At 58.8% G+C, this 14,823-nt stretch carries 13 protein-coding genes; 9 read left to right on the top strand and 4 right to left on the bottom strand.

Annotated features, from left to right (window positions below; all coding sequences use genetic code 11):
- Nucleotides 1-121: 121 nt before the first annotated feature.
- A complete protein-coding gene (locus FGO67_RS01035) occupies nt 122-673 on the top strand; it encodes a glutathione peroxidase (RefSeq protein WP_203298887.1) in 552 nt (183 codons plus the stop codon).
- Here the strand turns inward: FGO67_RS01035 and FGO67_RS01030 are convergent.
- Nucleotides 670-1,668, bottom strand: coding sequence for an LLM class flavin-dependent oxidoreductase (locus FGO67_RS01030; RefSeq protein ID WP_203298886.1), 999 nt, complete (start codon nt 1,666-1,668; stop codon nt 670-672). The genes FGO67_RS01035 and FGO67_RS01030 overlap by 4 nt on opposite strands.
- 160 nt (nt 1,669-1,828) lie before the next feature.
- Between FGO67_RS01030 and FGO67_RS01025 the strand changes: the two genes are divergently transcribed.
- From FGO67_RS01025 to FGO67_RS01015, 3 genes are all read left to right on the top strand, one after another.
- Nucleotides 1,829-2,704 (top strand): Nmad3 family putative nucleotide modification protein, encoded by an 876-nt coding sequence (locus tag FGO67_RS01025; RefSeq protein ID WP_203298885.1) that lies wholly within the window; start codon nt 1,829-1,831, stop codon nt 2,702-2,704.
- Between the two features lie 94 nt (nt 2,705-2,798).
- Nucleotides 2,799-3,944, top strand: coding sequence for a mechanosensitive ion channel family protein (locus tag FGO67_RS01020; protein WP_203298884.1), 1,146 nt, complete (start codon nt 2,799-2,801; stop codon nt 3,942-3,944).
- Between the two features lie 44 nt (nt 3,945-3,988).
- A complete protein-coding gene (locus FGO67_RS01015; RefSeq protein ID WP_203298883.1) occupies nt 3,989-4,744 on the top strand; it encodes a putative 4-mercaptohistidine N1-methyltransferase in 756 nt (251 codons plus the stop codon).
- A gap of 45 nt (nt 4,745-4,789) precedes the next feature.
- Here the strand turns inward: FGO67_RS01015 and nfsA are convergent, their stop codons facing one another.
- A complete protein-coding gene (gene nfsA, locus FGO67_RS01010) occupies nt 4,790-5,527 on the bottom strand; it encodes an oxygen-insensitive NADPH nitroreductase (protein ID WP_203298882.1) in 738 nt (245 codons plus the stop codon).
- A gap of 143 nt (nt 5,528-5,670) precedes the next feature.
- Between nfsA and FGO67_RS01005 the strand changes: the two genes are divergently transcribed.
- Nucleotides 5,671-6,849, top strand: a complete 1,179-nt coding sequence (locus FGO67_RS01005; RefSeq protein WP_203298881.1) for a GGDEF domain-containing protein — start codon at nt 5,671-5,673, stop codon at nt 6,847-6,849.
- Here FGO67_RS01005 and FGO67_RS01000 read toward each other — a convergent pair.
- Nucleotides 6,841-7,782 (bottom strand): helix-turn-helix domain-containing protein, encoded by a 942-nt coding sequence (locus tag FGO67_RS01000; protein WP_203298880.1) that lies wholly within the window; start codon nt 7,780-7,782, stop codon nt 6,841-6,843. The two genes, FGO67_RS01005 and FGO67_RS01000, sit on opposite strands and share 9 nt — an antisense overlap.
- Before the next feature lie 220 nt (nt 7,783-8,002).
- On the opposite strand from FGO67_RS01000, the gene FGO67_RS00995 reads away from it, so the two are divergent.
- From FGO67_RS00995 to eat, 3 genes are read left to right on the top strand one after another with little or no spacing between them, the layout of a single operon-like run.
- Nucleotides 8,003-9,415 (top strand): ethanolamine ammonia-lyase subunit EutB, encoded by a 1,413-nt coding sequence (locus FGO67_RS00995; RefSeq protein WP_203298879.1) that lies wholly within the window; start codon nt 8,003-8,005, stop codon nt 9,413-9,415.
- The gene (gene eutC / locus FGO67_RS00990; RefSeq protein ID WP_203298878.1) at nt 9,408-10,238 is read left to right on the top strand and encodes an ethanolamine ammonia-lyase subunit EutC; all 831 of its coding nucleotides are present in this window, start codon (nt 9,408-9,410) and stop codon (nt 10,236-10,238) included. Before FGO67_RS00995 ends, eutC begins: the two co-directional genes overlap by 8 nt.
- Before the next feature lie 39 nt (nt 10,239-10,277).
- A complete protein-coding gene (gene eat, locus FGO67_RS00985) occupies nt 10,278-11,711 on the top strand; it encodes an ethanolamine permease (RefSeq protein ID WP_203298877.1) in 1,434 nt (477 codons plus the stop codon).
- Between the two features lie 106 nt (nt 11,712-11,817).
- Here eat and FGO67_RS00980 read toward each other — a convergent pair whose 3' ends face one another.
- Nucleotides 11,818-12,069, bottom strand: a complete 252-nt coding sequence (locus FGO67_RS00980) for a hypothetical protein (protein WP_238942125.1) — start codon at nt 12,067-12,069, stop codon at nt 11,818-11,820.
- Between the two features lie 436 nt (nt 12,070-12,505).
- Here FGO67_RS00980 and katG point away from each other — a divergent pair, with 436 nt between their 5' ends.
- Nucleotides 12,506-14,734, top strand: a complete 2,229-nt coding sequence (gene katG / locus FGO67_RS00975; RefSeq protein WP_203298875.1) for a catalase/peroxidase HPI — start codon at nt 12,506-12,508, stop codon at nt 14,732-14,734.
- The last annotated feature ends 89 nt before the right edge of the window (nt 14,735-14,823 follow it).

Raw genomic sequence — 14,823 nt, 5'->3', positions numbered from 1 at the left:
CCGGTTGCTGTTCAGGGGCAATCTAGTGGCAGATGCCGGGCCTGTCCAGCTTCTTCAGGCGTGGTTGGAACCGTTTGCTGGTGTCGTTCGTAATATCGGCAGGAAACGAGGGGAATACACGATGATCAGAGTAATGTTCGGGCTTGTCATCATGATCCTGATGGCGCCGGGTATCCAGGCTGCAGAGCCAGAAGCGGTCGCGTGTCCGGCTTTTCTGGATCACGACCTGCGCAAGCTCCATTCCACCGATGAAGTGAATCTTTGTGACCTGGCAGCCGGCAAACCCATGCTGGTGGTGAATACCGCCAGCCACTGTGGCTACACCGGGCAGTTCCGGGGCCTGCAGGCGCTTCACGATCAATACCGGGATCAGGGGCTTGTCGTCGTTGGCTTTGCCAGCAACGACTTCCGGCAGGAAGCTTCCAGCGAAGAAGAAGCGGCGTCGGTGTGCTACAAGAATTTTGGTGTCGAGTTCACCATGATCGCGCCCGGCCCGGTGACCGGGGCAGGCGCCACGCCGTTGTTCGCACACATCAACGAGCAAAGTACCGCACCTCAGTGGAACTTCTCGAAATACCTGGTCGATCGCAATGGTCAGGTGCTTGAGGCCTTCCCAAGCTGGGTTGGTCCGTCTGACCCGAAGTTGATTCGGGCCATCGAGTCGGTGCTCTAGCGCGATTCGGCCCGAGTTTGGGCCAGGATATCGAGGGCGCGACGACGGTGGGCGGGATCGTAGATGTCGATGGTAAACATCAGCTCGTCCACCTCGACACTGGCCAACAGCTCATCAAGCTGGCGGTTCAGGTCGTTGACATCGCCTATCATTTGCAGCGATAGGAAGTCCTGCACACTGGCTTTCTCGCCGGCGTTCCAGAGCCCGTTCATGGACTCGATTGGCGGACGCATCCACAGCGGCTGACCTCGGAACAGGGACAGAATGCGCTGGTAACTGGTGGTCGCCAGGAACTTGGCTTCCGCCATGGAGTCGGCGGGAATGGCTGGAACCGCAAGCATGGCGTAGGGCCGATCCAGTTGCTCAGAGGGCTGGAAGTTATCCCGGTAGACACGCAGGGCCTCGCGATACAGTCGCGGCGCAAAGTGTCCGGCGAAGGCATAGGGCAGACCACGCATAGCCGCCAGCTGAGCACTATAAAGGCTTGAGCCCAGGAGCCAGATCGGCACCTTGGTGCCTGCCCCGGGAATGGCCTTCACTGCCTGGCCGGGGTGCAGCGGTCCTAGCAGCTCCTGAAGCCGGGCCACATCCTCTGGAAATTGTTCCGCACCCAGGCCATCCCGGCGCAAAGCTCGAGCGGTAACAGGGTCAGTACCGGGCGCCCGACCCAGGCCCAGATCAATGCGCCCCGGATACAGGCTTTCGAGGGTGCCGAACTGTTCAGCAATCACCAGCGGTGGATGATTCGGCAGCATCACGCCACCAGATCCGACCCGGATCTGGTTGGTTTTGCCGGCGATATGGCCAATCAGAACTGACGTGGCGGAGCTGCTGATGCCCTCCATGTTGTGGTGCTCGGCCAGCCAGAAGCGCTGGAACCCCAGCGCTTCGGCGTGCTGGGCGTAAGCGACACTGTTGGCCAGGGTAGTGCCAACAGAATCGCCCTCGCGTACCGAGGCGAGTTCAAGCAGGGAATAGTCAGGTCGGGTGGGCATGGGGCTCCAGCAACATTCGTTTGTGAGACGGAAATCATGGTGCCGAAGTGGCAGGGTTTCAACCCGCCCGCGGGCATTCCCCCGATAGCTGGGTTACCATGGCGCGCCCATGCTTCATGCTTTTTGCTTTTTGCTTTTTGCTTTTTGCTGTGGTGATCCCATGCGCCTGATCCTGAGCCGAAAAGGTTTCGATTCCTCCGCCGGAGGTTGCCCGAGCCCGGTGCTGCCGGACGGCTCCCTGTGTGTACTGCCGATACCCGATGCCCAATCCTCAATCCGTTACGATGACGTGCGCTTTGGCGAGCGCCGGCTGGGCAAGCTGGCCCGGGATCTGAGTGGCGGCCGGGTTCGGGGCGGCGACGGTGCTCATCTTGATCCAGACGTGCTGGCGGGGGTCTATCCCCGTGCAGAAGGCTGGCGCCCCGTGCTTGGCCAGACCGGTGCTGCTCAGGGCCACCTGCGCAACCAGGATGTGACGACCGGAGATCTGTTTCTGTTCTTCGGGGTGTTTCGGCACGCCGAACTCTGGCGTCGGCGCTGGCGCTTTGTGCCCGGCACCCGGCCTTTTCATGCGCTCTGGGGCTGGCTGCACATTGGCGAGGTGGTGACTGTCGATGAGATGTCGGAGCAGGACTTGCCCTGGGCCCGGTATCATCCGCATTTGCACGGTCAGCCCGATCCCGGTAACACCTTATACCTGGCCTCGGAAGGCTTGGAAATGCCGGGTCTGAGCCAGGACGTGCCCGGCGCAGGTGCATTCACTCAGTTGGATGCGCTCAAGGTTTTGAGTGACCCTGAGGGCCGGTTACCGACCCAGTGGCGGCTGCCCGCCGCTTTTTTTCCTGGTGAGGATCGGCCGCCCTTGAGCTACCACACCAAGGCGGACCGCTGGCGGCTGGCTGCGCCCTGGTGTTACCTGCAGTGCGCGGCCCGGGGCCAGGAGTTTGTTCTGGATCTGGCGGCTTATCCCGAACTGAATCCCTGGCTGGCGTCGCTGCTCGGAGCGGGTGATGGCGTGCGGTCCCTGCGCAATTGACGTGATTGATCCATAATTTGGTAGTACCCCTAAGATAGCAGGGCATCGGGCTGACTTGTTGGCCACACGGAACCTTTGGAAAAGGAAAACAACAATGGCGGACAGCTTCTGGCAAGCCGTGGCTGAGCAGCTTAAAAAGAATCTCGGCGATTCCTTGGAAGCCCTGGGCGCAGGGGAGGTGGACTGGACCGACCTGGGGGTCGGGGTGATCAGCCAGTTGCTGATTCTGATGGTCTACCTCGGCCTGTATGCGGGCATCTATCTCGTGATTGTTGCGGCGCTGAAAGCGGTATTGGGGCAAAAGCGAAGCGACAGTCATACGTTCGCCCATGTCCGAACCGGCCTGCGTTACCTGGTCGGACTTGGTTTCCTGCTAACCGTGTTGGCCCAGTTTGGTGGCACCCCCGAGTTGCTTCAATCGGTTGCCAAGGCCGGCTTTATTGCCCTTGGCTTCTACGTCGGTTGGCTGGTGTTAGGCAGGGTCATCGTTGAATCCATGCAGCGTGCCCATCTCGACCCGTCCATCCGTCAGCTGGTGGATAACCTGTTTTCCGTACTTTTGGTGGCGTTTGGGGCGGTTACCGTGCTGGCACAGTTTGGCTTTGATGTCTTATCCATCGTCGCCGGCCTGGGCATTGTTGGTATCGCGGTGGGCTTCGCCGCCCAGTCCACCTTGTCGAATTTCATCGCCGGGGTGACCTTGCTGATTGAACGGCCGTTTCGGATCGGGGATTGGGTTACGATCAATGGCCAGGATGGCAAGGTGGTGAAAATCGCCCTGCGCACCACTTGGTTGCGGACCCGGGACAACATCTTCACGATGATTCCCAACGACAGCGTAGCTTCGTCCGAGATCGTTAATTTCAGCACCGAGGGCGCCATCCGGCTGAACATTTCGGTCGGTATCGCCTACAAGGAGCGAGCGGAGGCGGCCCGCCAGATCATCATGCCGATACTGGAACAGCATCCGGAGGTGCTGCAGGTCGCCGACATGATGCCCAAGGTGATGCTGTCGAATCTGGGTGACTCTTCGATTGATCTTACCGTTCAGGCCTGGATCGGCCCGGATAACCTCGATGTGCAGCCCAGTATCAAGGCGGAATTGCTGGAACAGATCAAAGACGCTCTGGACCACGCCGGCATAGAAATTCCCTTCCCGCACCTGCAGCTGTTCATTGACGATGCGAAAGGTCTCAAACCGGTCATGGAGCCGCTCTACCCGAAACTGGCAGGCCAGTAACACCGGCTCAGTTGGCTATTTTGTTAATCCCGGAGGATGACTAAGTGCAGCAACACGCGTTCTATGAGGACAACACCACGCTTGCCCAGTATCTGGAGTTCAATTACGGCGAGCAATGGCACGGCGAGCCGAATTTCCCAAAAGAGCTGGCGGATGCGGCCCTGGACGCCATGGACGGCCGTCCCCTGGGACGGGCACTGGACATTGGCTGCGCCTGCGGTCGCAGCAGTTTTGAATTGGCCAGAAAGTTTGATCATGTTGACGGCATCGACTTTTCAGCCAATTTCATTCGCAAGTGCAGGGAGATGGCTACGGACAAGCAGGTTCGCTACGCCCGGCCGGAGGAAGGTGAGCTGGTGACCTATCACGAACGCACCCTGGCGTCCCTGGGTTTGGAGCAAACGACGGCACGGGTGGCGTTTCACGAGGGTGATGCCTGTGCCCTCGACCCCTCGTTCGCGGGTTACGACCTGGTGCTGGCCGGCAATCTGATCGACCGGCTTTACAGGCCTGCGGACTTTCTGACCACCGTGCACGAACGGATCAACGAAGGCGGGTTGCTGGCCATTGCCTCGCCCTATACGTGGATGGAGGAATACACGCCCAAGGCCTCATGGGTGGGTGGTTTCATGAAGGACGGAAAGGCATACACCACGTTGGACGGTCTGAAAGACATGCTGGCGCCGCATTTCCGCCTTCTCGGCGAGCCGCGCAGCCTGCCATTTGTGATCCGGGAAACCCGGAACAAGTTCCAGCACAGCTTCTCGGAATTTTCGGTGTGGCAGAAGGTCAGCGCCTGATTGGGGCCACGTGCACCGGGGCCTGCCCCCGGGGCACGTGAGCCTTTATTTCAGTCCGAAGCCCTTATCCTTCAGAAACTCACGCATGTGCGGCCGCAGCTTGGTGGTGAACAGAGGTTTCAACTGTTCCGACCAGTTGGTGTCTTTGTTACCGCCACTGCGCACCTGGTAGTAGCGGTTCATGGTGCTGTCGAACCCACTCACCTGCTGCTCCTCCTGATCGTCCCGGTAGTAGTCCTCCATCAGGATGGTTTCCACCGGCAGTCGCGGCTTCACTTCCGGGTTCTGATCGGGGTAGCCCAGGCACATGCCGAACACCGGGTACACATCCTCCGGCAGGCGCAACAGGCTGCTGACCTCGGCCGGATTGTTGCGAATGCCGCCGATGTAGCACAGCCCCAGACCCTCCGATTCGGCCGCCACGGCCACATTCTGTGCCATCAGGGCGGTATCCACACTGGCCACCACCAGCTGCTCCGTGGTGCCCCGTACGACCTCGGCGCCCGCGCGCTCAGCCGCGTTGGTGGAGCGTTTCATGTCCGCGCAAAACACCAGAAAATCCGAACAGTCGGCAATGTAGCTCTGGCCACCGGCCAGTTCGGCGATGGCCTGCCGGTTTTCCGGGTTGGTTACGTGGATGACGGAGTAGGCCTGAACGTGATTCGACGTGGCAGCGCACTGGCCGGCGCGAATCAGCTCGTGCAGTAACTCGCGCGGGATTTTCTGCTCGGTGAATTTGCGAATCGAGCGATGGGACTGCAGAAGTTCGATGGTGGCGTTCATGGCGTTCCTGAGTCGGTGAGTAAGAAGCAGTGACAATAACGATACTAAACGCTACAAAGCAACCTATCGAAAGGTCTGTGGCAGCTGCTATTGTCTCATGAGGCCACTCCCGCCCGTCTTCCAGCCCTATAAATCAGAGCTTCATGGAACTGAACATTCATTTGCCCACACTGCTGTTGTTATCGGTCACCATCAATCTGATGGTGGGTGGACTGTTGTGGCTGGTTTATCGGTTGCGGGATCGGCAAACCTGTTTTCGGCTCTGGGCGCTTGCCTGTGTGACCTTCGTTGCCGGCAGTGCGCTGGCCGGTGCTCGCATCGTTATAGACGTGCCCCTTGTGACGGTGCTGGCGGCGCACCTGTGCCTCGGTCTGTCGCCGTGGTTGGTTCTTGCAGGCATTCACAACCTGCTGGGTATGCCCCTGGCAGGCGGCGGCAGGTCATCGCGAGTACTGGTTGCCTGTGGCGTGTTTTACGTTACGGGTCTGTTGGTGTCTCATGCGGGGGACGCGCTGGCCCCGCGCGTGCTAACGGCGCTCTGGTCTGCGCTTGTTTTCAGTGTCGCGATCTATCGCCTGGCAAGCTGCGCCCGCACGCCCAGATTGCCATTCCAAATACTCCAGACCATCTTCGGTATTCACGGCATCCTGATGATGCTTCAGGTTATTGTGATTGGCACCAGTAAATGGGAGCTGGTTGGCCTCGACGTCGATGCTGTACTCACACTGATCCTGGCCCATCATTTGATGCTGGCAACGGCCACTGTCATGGCGCTACCGCTGCTGGCATTTACCCAGGCGGAGCGCAACCTGAAGCTGCTGGCGGAGCGTGACGAACTCACGCAGCTGCTGAACCGGCGTGCTTTTTTTCAGCAAGGCATCGCGGCGTTCGAGCAGGCCCGTGCACAGCAACACACGCTGACGGTGCTGATGATTGATTTGGATTATTTTAAAGAGATCAACGACCAGTGGGGCCACGAAGTGGGCGACCGCGTCTTGAGCTTTGTCGCCACCATCATGACTGAGGAATTGCGCGATGGTGACATCATTGGTCGTATTGGTGGTGAAGAGTTCGCCGCCGTTCTCAACATCGGCACTCGTAAAGAGGTGGAGACTGTTACCGAGCGCCTGCTGACCAAAATAGCCAAGCGAGGGTATCAGGTCGGGGGATATCCTCTGCCCATCTCGGCCAGTATTGGCGGCGTGGCCATGTCAGCACATACCCAAAGCTTTCAGGAGATGATGCGGCGGGCGGATTCCGCTATGTACCAGGCCAAAGACAAGGGCCGGAACCGGGTTGAGTTTGCTCCGGTATCAGGCTGAGTGGCGGGCCCTGGTCTGCGACGGTAGCTCGCCGAACAGCTGTTTGTAATCGGATCCAAACTGGCTCAGATGGTAGAAGCCGTTGAAGGCCGCGGCGTCAGAAACGGAGACAGCGTCTGGGCCACTGAGCATGCGTTTTACCCGGTTCAGCCGGCTGACGCGCAGAAACTGGGACGGACTGACCCCCAGAATACTCTCGAAGCTGTACTGCAATGTGCGACGGCTGACACACCCGATTTCACACAGCTCCGCCATCGTGGCTGGCATCTCGTCGGCCGACTCCACGTAAGTCCTGATTCGGTCGACCACGCTTTGTCGATGGCTGTAGCTGGGGGCAACCTTGTGGTTGGGCTGTTCAACACTCATGAGTTCCAGCAGGCCCATGATCAGTATGTCCCGATGAATGTGGCTATCGACGGGCCCGGCGTCGATGATGCGGGTCATCAGATAGCGTAGGTGTTGGAGCGTCTTGAGCGGTAGCTTCAGTCTAGGGGAGCTGTCCATGTCCAGCGACTTGATGGCGACACCCTGAGCCTGGGCTTGCCCCAGCAGCTCATGTTTACCAACCACAATCCCGAGCATATCGAACCTATCCTGAGTGACCAGTTCGAATGGTTGGTTTCCCGGGCGACACAGAATGTCCGTGCGCTCCAGCGTCTGGCCGTTTATGCGGCACTTCTCCCGATTGGCAGGAATGCCAAACCAGATGGCTTTTGGCCGAACCAGGCACTGTTGGTGCAGAGTTCGGCTGCTGTGTTCGCGATACACCTGCATATTACCCAGGCGGAGTTCGTCAATTCGGCCATAAAAGCGCCCAGCTCCCATCTGATTGTAAGTCTGGTTCCAGTCGGTCAGGTTGCTGGCCTGCTCATTGACGTCGTCGCATTCGTAAACGCACCGCTCTGGTGCGTTTTTTTTGGTTTTATGGTGCATGTTTGACTCTCAGGTGCTGATTCACGGGGTTTTTTGCCTCAATTGCGCTTCCTGCGAGCCGGGTTTTTGTCTTGGTTTCAGTCGACTTGCCGCCCTGCCAAGGTTTGCCGATTTCCGATAACCGGTTTTTTGCTCACCGGCTACAGTGGAAGGACCAGCAATATCCATACCTTCCACGCCAGGCGACGAGCCTGGGGTGGGTGTTTTTCGGAGAGGCACAATGCAGCACACCTATTCGCATCAGGTCGGAGGACGCACCTGGCACTTCCGGAACCTGGCGGACCTGATGGCCAAGGCCACGCCAGCCCGCTCCGGTGATCGGTTGGCCGGTGTGATGGCAGAGTCGGCGGAAGAACGTGTGGTGGCCCAGATGCGGTTGGCTGAACTGCCGCTGAAAGCATTCCTGTCGGAAGCGCTGATTCCCTATGAGACTGACGAAGTGACGCGACTGATTCTGGACGATCACGACGCCACAGCCTTTCTGGCGATCGCTCATCTGACCGTCGGCGACTTCCGAAACTGGTTGCTTAGTGATCATGCCACCCCCGAGGTGCTGGAAGCCCTGAGGCCGGGGCTGACGCCAGAGATGGTGGCCGCCGTGAGTAAGCTGATGCGCAATCAGGATTTGATTTTGGTGGCCCGTAAATGTCGCGAGCAGACCGCTTTTCGCAACACCATTGGCCTGCCGGGGCATCTTTCCACTCGCTTGCAGCCGAATCACCCCACCGATGATATGGCAGGCATTGCCGCCAGCATTCTTGACGGTTTGCTGTATGGCAGTGGGGACGCGGTTATTGGCATTAATCCGGCGACTGACAACGTGGCCCAGGCCACCAAACTGATGCGGCTCATGGACGAGGTTATCCGCAAGTACGACATCCCGACCCAGTCGTGCGTGCTCACCCATGTGACCAACACCCTCGAGGCGATTGAGCAGGGGGCGCCGGTGGATCTGGTGTTCCAGTCCATTGGCGGCACCGAAGCCACCAACAGCAGCTTCGGTTTCAACCTGGCAACCCTGCAGGAGGCTCAGGATGCCGCACTGTCACTTAAGCGGGGCACGGTCGGACAAAACGTCATGTATTTCGAAACCGGGCAGGGCAGTTCGCTTTCTGCCGACGCCCACCATGGTCTGGATCAACAGACCTGCGAGGCCCGGGCCTACGCGGTGGCCCGTCGGTTCAACCCGCTGCTGGTGAATACGGTGGTGGGATTTATCGGGCCGGAGTACCTGTTTGATGGTAAGGAAATCATCCGGGCCGGGCTGGAGGACCATTTCTGCGGCAAATTGCTGGGCGTCCCGATGGGGTGTGACATCTGCTACACCAATCACGCCGAAGCAGACCAGAACGACATGGATAACCTGCTCACTTTGCTTGGGGTTGCCGGCTGCACCTTCATCATGGGCATTCCCGGTTCAGACGACATCATGTTGAACTACCAGACCACATCTTTCCACGATGCCCTATACGCCCGCCGCGCTCTGGATCTGAAACCGGCGCCGGAATTCGCAGCCTGGCTGGAGCGCATGAACATCTTTGAAGACGGCGCCCGTTACGAGCCCAGCGCGGAACTCCCGCCGGCGTTCAAGAACAGCCTCAAGGGGTTGTCCGGGGAGGCCCGTCATGACTGATCATCACAAAGGCCTTGTCACCACTAACGTTTGGCGTTCGCTGCGCCGGTATACCGATGCCCGGATTGGCCTGGGCCGGGCCGGGATAAGCCTGCCGACCTCGGAACTGCTCGAGTTTCAGCTTGCTCACGCTCGGGCCCGGGATGCGGTGCACTTCCCGCTGGCGGTTGGCCAGTTGATTGAAGATTTGAGTCATCTGGATAGTAAGGCCATCGCCTCTGAGCCTTTGTGCTTGCACAGCCAGGCGGCCGACCGACTCACCTACCTGCAGCGTCCGGATCTAGGGCGACGCCTGTCCCCATCCGCTCAGGACGCCGTGCTGGAGGCTCAAGATTCAGAGCAATCTGCGCCCGACCTGGCGTTGGTGGTGGTGGATGGCCTGTCGTCCTCGGCGGTGCAAACCAACGTCACCCCCTTTCTTGAGCGCTTCCTGGCCGACTTTGAGCAGGAGCGCCAGTCGTGGCGGTTGGCGCCTTTGACCATTGTTCAGCAGGGCCGGGTCGCCATTGGCGATGAAATCGGCGCTCTGTTGCGGGCTCGCATGGTGGTGGTTCTCATCGGGGAACGCCCGGGCCTGAGTGCGCCAGACAGCCTGGGCATCTACCTGACCTTCGGGCCGAAAGCTGGCCTCTCAGATGCCCATCGAAACTGCATTTCTAATGTCCGGCCTGCCGGACTCCGCTTTGAAGATGCCAGCCAACGCCTCCTGTATCTGATCCGCGAGGCCGACCGCCTGAAACTTTCGGGGGTCGAACTCAAAGACCGGACCGAAGAGGTGGTGATCGAGAACAAATTAGCCAACAACAATTTTCTGACCAACTGACTTTTGACCTTTAAACCCAGAGAGATTTGGAGAATGCACATGTCTAATAGTGTTGATGACGAGTATTTGGCCAAGCGCCAATTAAAGAAGGGAACCGCCGGCTGGGTGCTGCTGGCGGGACTGGGGGTTTCCTACGTGATTTCCGGGGATTTTGCCGGCTGGAACTTTGGTATCGGAGAAGCGGGCTGGGGTGGCTTCGCGATTGCCATGGCGCTGATGGCCGTGATGTATTTCGCCCTGGTACTGTCGTTGGCTGAAATGTCGGCTGCGATTCCCGCCGCTGGCGGCGGCTACAGCTTCGCCCGCCACGCGATGGGGGCTACCGGTGGCTACCTGACCGGCCTGGCGGTCCTCATTGAGTACGCATTGGCCCCGGCCGCAATCGTCATCTTCATCGGCGCTGCCGTGGAGGAGCTGCTCGGCGTCAATGGGCCCTGGGTGTATGCCTTATTTTATGCGGTGTTTGTTGGCATCCATTTGGCCGGCGTAGGTGAGGCGCTAAAGGTGATGATGGTGATCAGCGGCCTGGCGGTCTTTGCGATCCTGGCGACCGCGGTGGCTCTCGTCGGCGATTTCGATTCTGCCAACCTGTTCAACATCGCGCCGACGGGTGAGGCCGGCACCAGTGACTTCCTGCCGTTCGGCTGGTTCGGTGTGTGGGCGGCTTTGCCGTTTGCCATGTGGCTGTTTCTGGCGGTAGAAGGGGTGCCACTGGCCGCTGAGGAGGCCAAGGATCCAGGCCGGGACATGCCCCGCGGGATCATCGGAGCCATGGTGTTCCTGTTGTTCACGGCGTTGCTGGTTGTGGTGTTGCTGGCGGGCGCTGCCGGTGCCCAAGCCATCGGGGCCAGCGGTGTACCCCTTGTTGATGCCCTGAAAGTCACGGGCAATCCAACCCTGGCGACGCTGATCAATGTGCTGGGTCTGGCGGGATTGATCGCCTCATTCTTTTCCATCATTTACGGCTACAGCCGGCTGGTGTTTGCCTTGTCCCGGGCCGGCTACCTGCCCAAGGCGCTGTCTTTGACCAGCAAGCGCAAGGCGCCGATGTGGGCATTGATTGTTCCCGGTGTGTTTGGCTTCCTGGTGTCGCTCACCGGCGAAGGTGACCTGATCCTGGGCATGGCTGTGGTCGGCGCCACCATTTCCTACGCCTTGATGTCCGCCAGTCACATTCTGCTCAGGATTCGCCAGCCGGGTCTGGCACGGCCCTACAAGACTCCGGGCGGCATCATGACGTCGGCCATTGCCCTGATTCTGTCGTTGGTGGCGATGACCGGGGTTTATGCTTTCGATCCGAGGGCGTTCAACTACACCATCATTCTGTTCGTTGTGGGGGCCATCTACTATTTCGCCTACGGCAAAAACCAGCTGGTGGCGAAAACCGCCGATGAAGAGCTGGCCCTGGTGCTGGATGCGGAATCATCACTGGATGAAGACGAAGCGGCAAAGGCCAAGTTGGCGGAAGCCTGAAATTCTCGAGTCCAATACACCTTTCAATCGTTAGTCTGACCAATAAAACGCCCGCATTGAGCGGGCGTTTTATTGTTGGAGAAGGGTAATAGGCACCTTCAAAACATTAGAACCTCGCCCCTTCCACTCCATTACGCTGACGGTAGTGAGTCAGCGCTACATTGGCGGCGGCCAGTACCACGAAGAGTAGAATACCCTTGGGTACCAGTGCGTGAATTTCCGGATTGGGTGCGGTGCTGGCGGTAACCAGGATAAGTCCCAGGACGTTCCGCGCCAGGCGCACGGCGAGCAATGTGCACAGATAACCTGACTGCAGGGCGGCTTCGGGTAAGCGCAAGCAACGGCCAAGTGTTGGCATCAGGTGCACGGTGTTGAGAAGCAGAACGGTGAAGATAACAACTTGAGCTATATTGAAAAACGTCATAATAAGAGGAAAGTGACATCAATAATGGGTTTAAAAAGTCGGTGAAATTATCCCTGATTGGTCACTTTTAATCCAGTTTGCCCTCTCCACATCCTCCCCACGCACCTTTCGAAGCCCCTTCGTGTGACTCCAAAGTTTCGGCATTGGTTGTTTTTTAATCGACAACAAAAAACTATAGCGCTGGTTAGAAAAAGCTAATAGTGACAACCGTGTACGACTGCTAAAACTATAAATCAAGAAGCTGGCGGAATTCCTGGAAGAACCAGCGCGGCAAAGTTTTTTTGCTGTGCCCATCGCAGGAGGCTGCCGGATTGTGAACTTGGTCTATCTTGGATAGACCAACGATAATGTTGCACACCCGGAGAGAGTTATGACTTCAAGTACGAATCAATCAGGTGCTGGCAAGTGCCCGGTGATGCACGGCGCCCAAACGAAAATGGACAGCCGTGGCCCCTCTGTAGCGGATTGGTGGCCGAACCAGCTGAACCTGAACATCTTGCATCAGCATTCGCCTCGCTCCAATCCATTGGGTGAGGATTTCGATTACGCCGAAGAGTTCAAAAAATTGGATCTGGCCGCGGTGAAGAAAGATCTGGCCGACCTGATGACCGACTCCAAGGACTGGTGGCCTGCAGACTACGGCCACTATGGCGCCTTCTTCATCCGTATGACCTGGCACAGCGCCGGAACCTATCGCCAGGGCGACGGCCGTGGCGGCGCCGCAACCGGTAACCAGCGCTTTGCACCGATCAACAGCTGGCCTGACAACGGCAACCTCGACAAGGCTCGTCGTCTGCTCTGGCCGATCAAACAGAAGTACGGCAACAAGCTGTCCTGGGCCGATCTGTTCATTCTGACCGGTAACGTGGCCATGGAAACCATGGGTTTCAAAACCTTTGGCTTCGGTGGTGGTCGCGAGGATATCTATCAGCCGGAAGAAGACATCTACTGGGGTGCTGAGCACGAATGGCTGGCCACCAGTGACAAGGCCGACAGCCGCTATTCCGGCGACCGTGACCTTGAGAACCCGCTGGCTGCAGTGCAGATGGGCCTGATTTACGTAAACCCGGAAGGCCCGGACGGCAACCCTGACCCGCTGGCCTCGGCTCACGATATTCGGGAAACCTTCGCCCGCATGGCGATGAACGACTACGAGACCGTAGCCCTGACCGCTGGTGGCCATACCTTCGGTAAAACCCATGGTGCCGGTGACCCCGCGCATGTGGGCCCGGAACCCGAAGCTGCCCCGATGGAGGAAATGGGCCTGGGCTGGAGAAACAACTACGGCACCGGCAAAGGCCGAGACACCATTACCAGCGGCCTGGAAGGCGCCTGGACCGCCAACCCGACCAAGTGGGACATGGGTTACTTTGACGTACTGTTCAAGTACGACTGGGAACTGACCAAGAGTCCGGCCGGCGCCAACCAGTGGAAGCCTGTCGGTTTGACAGAAAGCGATATGGCACCGGATCCGGAAGATCCGTCCAAGAAAGTGCCTATCATGATGTCGACCGCCGACATGGCGATGAAGATGGATCCGGAGTACCGCAAGATCTCTGAGCACTTCCACAAGAACCCGGAAGAGTTCGCCGATGCCTTTGCCCGGGCCTGGTTCAAGCTGACGCACCGGGACATGGGCCCGAAGGTTCGCTACCTCGGCCCGGAAGTGCCGGCCGAAGATCTGATCTGGCAGGATCCGGTACCGCCGGTAAGCCATGAGCTGGTGAATTCCCAGGACATTGCCGATCTCAAGAGTAAGATCCTGGAATCAGGCTTGTCCGTGCCTGAGCTGGTTTCGACTGCCTGGTGCTCTGCCTCCACGTTCCGCGGCTCCGACATGCGCGGTGGTGCCAATGGCGCACGCATCCGGCTGGCGCCCCAGAAAGACTGGGAGTCCAATGAGCCGCAGCAATTGGCGAAAGTACTGCAGACGTTGGAAGGCATCCAGAAGGCGTTCAATGACGCGCAGTCTGGCAACAAGCAGGTGTCCCTGGCCGATCTGATCGTACTGGGTGGCGCAGCCGCAGTTGAGAAAGCGGCGAAAGACGCCGGTCACAAGGTGATCGTTGAATTTGCTCCGGGCCGCACCGACGCCACGGACGAGCAGACCGATGCCGAGTCGTTCGAGCCGCTGAAACCGGAAGCGGACGGATTCCGCAACTATCGCCGGGCCAGATTTACGGTCTCAGACGAGGAGATGCTGGTTGATCGGGCGCAGCTGCTGGGCCTGAGTGCACCGGAGATGACGGTGCTGGTGGGTGGTATGCGTGCCCTGGATGCCAACTACAAGCAGGCCAAACACGGTGTGTTCACCAAGTCGCCGGGCCAGCTCACGAACGATTTCTTCGTGAACCTGACCGACCTCGACACCGAGTGGAAGCCAACCTCCGAGGATCCCGACGTCTTCGAGGGCCGCGACCGCAAGACCGGCGACGTGAAATGGACCGGTACCCGGGTGGATCTGATCTTCGGCTCGAACTCGCAACTGCGGGCGATCTCCGAGATCTACGCTCAGGCGGATTCGAAAGAGAAGTTCGTTAAGGACTTCGTGGCTGCCTGGAACAAGGTGATGAACGCGGACCGGTTTGATCTGGCCTAAATAATCGGTCAGTCAATCAACCAATGAGGGGCATGGCAGTAAAACTGTCATGCCCCTTTTTTATTGATTCCTTGCCGACTGGGTAGGAG

The sequence above is a fragment of the Marinobacter sediminum genome, assembly GCF_016820575.1.
GTDB classification, from domain to species: Bacteria; Pseudomonadota; Gammaproteobacteria; order Pseudomonadales; family Oleiphilaceae; genus Marinobacter; species Marinobacter sediminum.
This window is presented reverse-complemented; position numbering and strand designations above follow the sequence as displayed.

Excerpts from the sequence above, each read along its gene's own strand:
- nfsA (WP_203298882.1), bottom strand. The coding sequence starts at position 5,527 with ATGAACGCCACCATCGAACTTCTGCAGTCCCATCGCTCGATTCGCAAA.
- FGO67_RS00995 (WP_203298879.1), top strand. The coding sequence starts at position 8,003 with ATGCAGCACACCTATTCGCATCAGGTCGGAGGACGCACCTGGCACTTC.
- FGO67_RS00980 (WP_238942125.1), bottom strand. The coding sequence starts at position 12,069 with ATGCCAACACTTGGCCGTTGCTTGCGCTTACCCGAAGCCGCCCTGCAG.
- FGO67_RS01020 (WP_203298884.1), top strand. The coding sequence starts at position 2,799 with ATGGCGGACAGCTTCTGGCAAGCCGTGGCTGAGCAGCTTAAAAAGAAT.
- FGO67_RS01000 (WP_203298880.1), bottom strand. The coding sequence starts at position 7,782 with ATGCACCATAAAACCAAAAAAAACGCACCAGAGCGGTGCGTTTACGAA.
- eutC (WP_203298878.1), top strand. The coding sequence starts at position 9,408 with ATGACTGATCATCACAAAGGCCTTGTCACCACTAACGTTTGGCGTTCG.
- katG (WP_203298875.1), top strand. The coding sequence starts at position 12,506 with ATGACTTCAAGTACGAATCAATCAGGTGCTGGCAAGTGCCCGGTGATG.
- FGO67_RS01025 (WP_203298885.1), top strand. The coding sequence starts at position 1,829 with ATGCGCCTGATCCTGAGCCGAAAAGGTTTCGATTCCTCCGCCGGAGGT.
- eat (WP_203298877.1), top strand. The coding sequence starts at position 10,278 with ATGTCTAATAGTGTTGATGACGAGTATTTGGCCAAGCGCCAATTAAAG.
- FGO67_RS01005 (WP_203298881.1), top strand. The coding sequence starts at position 5,671 with ATGGAACTGAACATTCATTTGCCCACACTGCTGTTGTTATCGGTCACC.
- FGO67_RS01035 (WP_203298887.1), top strand. The coding sequence starts at position 122 with ATGATCAGAGTAATGTTCGGGCTTGTCATCATGATCCTGATGGCGCCG.
- FGO67_RS01030 (WP_203298886.1), bottom strand. The coding sequence starts at position 1,668 with ATGCCCACCCGACCTGACTATTCCCTGCTTGAACTCGCCTCGGTACGC.